The sequence below is a fragment of the Aeromonas sp. HMWF014 genome (assembly GCF_963878295.1).
Lineage (GTDB): Bacteria > Pseudomonadota > Gammaproteobacteria > Enterobacterales > Aeromonadaceae > Aeromonas > Aeromonas popoffii.
Genome location: NZ_CAWNYS010000074.1, coordinates 1 through 4,326 on the forward strand (window position 1 = coordinate 1; position 4,326 = coordinate 4,326).

General features: G+C 60.8%; 3 protein-coding genes. All 3 read right to left on the bottom strand.

The annotated features are described in order from the left end of the window. On the bottom strand, positions 1-1,354 hold a 1,354-nt coding region (locus AAC083_RS02835; RefSeq protein WP_108537974.1), incomplete at its 3' end, for a phosphate ABC transporter permease PstA. A 32-nt stretch (positions 1,355-1,386) separates the two neighbouring features. After that, positions 1,387-3,624: an ABC transporter permease subunit gene (locus tag AAC083_RS02840; RefSeq protein WP_108537975.1), complete on the bottom strand. Its 2,238-nt coding sequence runs from the start codon at positions 3,622-3,624 to the stop codon at positions 1,387-1,389. Positions 3,625-3,828: 204 nt separating this feature from the next. After that, positions 3,829-4,326, bottom strand: a 498-nt coding sequence (gene tadA, locus AAC083_RS02845) for a tRNA adenosine(34) deaminase TadA (RefSeq protein ID WP_258224870.1), incomplete at its 5' end; no start/stop codon positions are given.

Genomic DNA, 4,326 nt, shown 5'->3' on the forward strand with positions numbered 1-4,326 from the left:
GAATAAGGCCGGTCATGATGGCCGGACTCGCCATCGGCAGCACAATGCGCCACAGGGTCTCTGCCTGGGTGGCTCCCAGTGCCAGCGAGCCCTGACGGATGGTGCCCGGGATCCGCGACAACCCCTCTTCGGTGGAGACAATCACCACCGGCAGAGTCAGGATAGCCAAAGTCAGCGCCGCCCAGATAACACCGGGTGAGCCAAAGGTCGGGCTCGGCAGCGCTTCCGGGTAGAACAGCCGATCCAGCGAGCCGCCCAGGGTATAGACGAAGAGGCCCAGACCGAACACGCCGTAGACGATGGAGGGCACACCCGCCAGGTTGATCACGGCGATGCGGATGATCTTGGTCAGACTGTTCTTGCCCGCGTACTCGTGCAGGTAGACAGCCGCCACCACGCCGAGCGGCGTGACTATGATCGCCATCAGGAACACCATGAACACGGTGCCGAAGATGGCCGGGAATACACCGCCCTCGGTGTTGGCCTCGCGGGGATCGTCGGAGACGAACTTGCCGATCTGGTGGAACCAGTGACCCACCTTGGCCAGCAGGCTCATGTCGTTGGGCCACACCACATCCAGTACCTTGGACATGGGCATGGTCACCAGCTCACCACGCATATCCTTGACAGTAATGGCGTCGCGGTCGGCCTGGCTGCGCAGGGAGAAGAGCTCTTTTTCCAGCAGCTGATAACGGTCGTTGAGCGCCTGGCGCTCACTGGCCAGTTCGGCTTTGAGCTGATCGGTCAGCTTGTCATCTAGCTCGGCCCTGCGCTCTTTCAGGCGCAACCGCTCCAGCTGATAGTTGATCCTGCCAATATCCCCTTTTTGCAGATCGTTCGCCTGTGCGGAGAGCGCATTGGCGCGAGCCAGCACCCGCTTCAGAGCAGGGTGCAGATCCGTGGTCAGCTGGTTGCCATCCTCCTTCACCCCCACGATGTAGCCGTAGAAGTTGCCGTTGGTGGTACGCTCCACCATCGCCAGCTCGGCAGGCCGGGTCCGGGACTTGATGTCGGTCTCCAGCACCCAGCGGAAATCGAGGTCGACGAACTCGCGGTTGCCAGTCTTGACCAGATAACGAGTGATCTGCTCACGCTCCTCCCCTTCCAACGGGATACCTGCGGCACGCAGCCGCTCCACCGGCACCAGCTCGCGATCATTGATCTCACCGATCAACACGCTTTTGTTGCCGTTGGCATCCTCAAGTTGCCACTCATAGATAGGGTGAGGCCAGAAGTAGACCAGACCACGCCAGCCGATGAGCAGCAACAGACCCAGTACCGCCACCAGACTCAGGCTGACGGCCCCCCCCGTCATCCAGATCCAGGGGGCCCCTGATTTAAACCACTTACCCATTGTCGATTCCTTGTCCATTACAGAGTTGCCCCTTACATCGAGCTGTATTTTTCACGCAACCGCTGACGGACAAACTCGGCCAGGGTGTTGAACATAAAGGTGAACACAAACAGGACGAAGGCCGCGAGGAACAGCACCCGATAGTGGGAGCTGCCTACTTCCGATTCCGGCATCTCCACCGCGATGTTAGCGGCAAGGGTGCGCAGCCCCTGGAACATGGAGAAGTCCATGATGGGGGTATTGCCGGTGGCCATCAGCACTATCATGGTCTCGCCCACGGCGCGGCCAAGACCCATCATCACCGCCGAGAAGATGCCCGGACTGGCGGTGAGGATCACCACCCGGCTCAGGGTCTGCCAGGGAGTCGCCCCCAGCGCCAGCGAGCCCTGAGTGAGATGCTTGGGCACGGAGAACACGGCGTCCTCTGCGATAGAGAAGATAGTAGGGATGACAGCAAAGCCCATGGCGATACCGACTACCAGGGAGTTGCGCTGATCAAACTTGATGCCCATCTCGTGAGTCAGCCAGATGCGCGAATCGCCGTGCATGAAAGCGTTCTCGATGAGCGGACTCACCGCAAAGGCGCCCCAGCCGATCAGCAGCAACACGGGGATCAGCAGGATGGCGTGCCACCCCTCCGGCAACCAGGATTTGCAGCGCTCCGGCAGATAGTTCCACACCAGCGCGGTCAGCAGCATCCCCATCGGCAGCAGGATGAACAGCAGCACTACCCCGGGCAGCGTCGCTTCGATGATGGGCGCCAGCCACAGACCCGCCAGGAAGCCCAGGATAACGGTCGGCAGCGCCGCCATGATCTCGACCGTCGGCTTGACGTATTTGCGCAGCCCGGCCGACATGAAGTAGGCGGTGTAGATGGCGCCAGCGACCCCGAGCGGCACCGCAAACATCATGGCGTAGAAGGCAGCTTTCAGGGTGCCAAACACCAGCGGCACCAGGCTCAGCTTGGCTTCGAAGTCGTTGCTGGCGGAGGTGGATTGCCACACATACTGGGGCTCGGGATAGCCTTCGTACCACACCTCTTGCCACAGAGCAGACCAGGTCACCTCGGGATGCTCATTCTCCACCGTGAACAACTTGAAGCCACCCTCCTGCTGCATCAGCAGCACGTTGTGGCGTGGCGAGATGGCCAGGGCCGACAAGGGGCCACCCTCGACCTTCTCGCTCAGCAGCTTGGTCTCGCCGGTGGCGTGGAAGAAGCTGACGGTGCCATCCCTGCCTGCACTGATGAAGCCCTTGCGAAAGTGCTCCGGGGTGAGCAGATCCACAGGGCCATCGCCCTTGAAGTCACGAATTTGGGTGAACTGGCGCTTGCCATCCTTGGCCACTTCAAACCACTGGGAGATGACGCCGTTGTCGTTGCCAACCAGCAGGGAGGAGGCACCGGAGAGCAGCTCAACCCGGGTCACGTTGGCATTGGGAGCATTGATCTCCATGACGTTGCGCAGGGAGATGTCATTGAGGTTGTGGATGTCGTAGACAGAGAGGCGGTTGCCGTCACGCACGAACAGGATACGCAGATTGGGGGTCAGCAACAGCTGATCCACATGACGCGGCAGGGAGGGAATGCTGTAGTTCTGGGCGCTCCACTCCACCTCGCCGGAGAGGAAATTCTCCTCGCCGGTCATCACCGTCATCACGCCGCGACCATCCTCGGTCACAGCGGCGGTGGCCATCTTCTCCTTGGTCGCCGCGAACACCATCAGCTGCAACGCTTTTCCTTGCGGATCAATCACCACAGGTGTTTCACCGAAGGGATACTGCAGGCTGGGTTCTATGACCCGCACATCGTTGGGATAGGAAACCTTGAAGTAGGGCTGCATCACCAGCGCCGTGCCATCGGCAAAACCGTAAGCGATGAGCTTCTGACCCGGCGCGGGTGACGCGACCGTGGTGATGTCGCCGGCAACCTGGGCCTGACCCAGGGCCTGCCCCACCTTGACCTTGCCATCCCCCTGGACGGCGAAGAAGTTGACCAGCCCCTTGTCGCTGAAGCGATAACCAATCTCGTTCTGCTCCTCAACCCCAAGCCAGGCCGTCTTGCCCTCAACGGGCAGCGTGAACGACGCGGTCGGCTCCATCGTGGCACCATTGAAGATGGGTTTCACCACATAGAGCAGGTAGAAGAAAATGAGCAACAGGGCCACCAGCACCAGGGCACCACCTGCGGTGACCCCGTACTTGGCCAACTTATCCTTGATACGGCGCTTTCTACTGCCCGCCATACCCAAGTTTATCGATTCCGATGACATGCAAGACCTCAATGTGCGCTAGCTTGGCGGCATTATATGGCGGTTGCATGACAGTTTTGTTACATCAAGGCCCTCTGCGAATAGGCTATTTTGAGGGGCATTCAGGCAGGATGTTGTGGGCAATCAGCAGTGCCAACCATCTGTTTTATATGGGGATATATGAAGGCATCAAGCGCGGGGCAAGGCGGCTCACCCCCGTTGGCCTCAGACGGCAGGGCCGCCGCTTTGTTGCAGCGCCTGTCTGGCCGCCTTTTTCTCGGCGCGGCGACGCTTGAAGAAGGCTGACAGCTGGGCCGAGCAGGCTTCCGCCAGCACACCGCCGGTCAGCGTCACCCTATGGTTATGGCGCGGGTCCTGCAATATCTCGAACACGGACCCCGCGGCTCCGGTCTTGAGATCTCGCGCCCCGAACACCACTCGCTTGACCCGACTGTGGATCAGAGCGCCGGCGCACATGCAGCAGGGCTCCAGCGTCACATAGAGGGTAGTGTCGAGCAGACGGTAGTTCGCCAGCCGAACACCTGCGGCGCGGATTGCCATGATTTCCGCATGGGCGCAGGCGTCATGAGTGCTGATGGAGCGATTCCACCCCTCACCGACCACCTCGTCCCCCAGTACCAGCACGGCACCAACCGGGATCTCGCCTATCCCTTCAGCCCTGGCGGCCAGCGCCATGGCGTAATGCATCCAGCGCTCGTCTTG

What these genes read in the sequence shown, in the direction of transcription:
- AAC083_RS02840 (WP_108537975.1), bottom strand. Translation starts at nt 3,624, where the DNA reads ATGTCATCGGAATCGATAAACTTGGGTATGGCGGGCAGTAGAAAGCGC.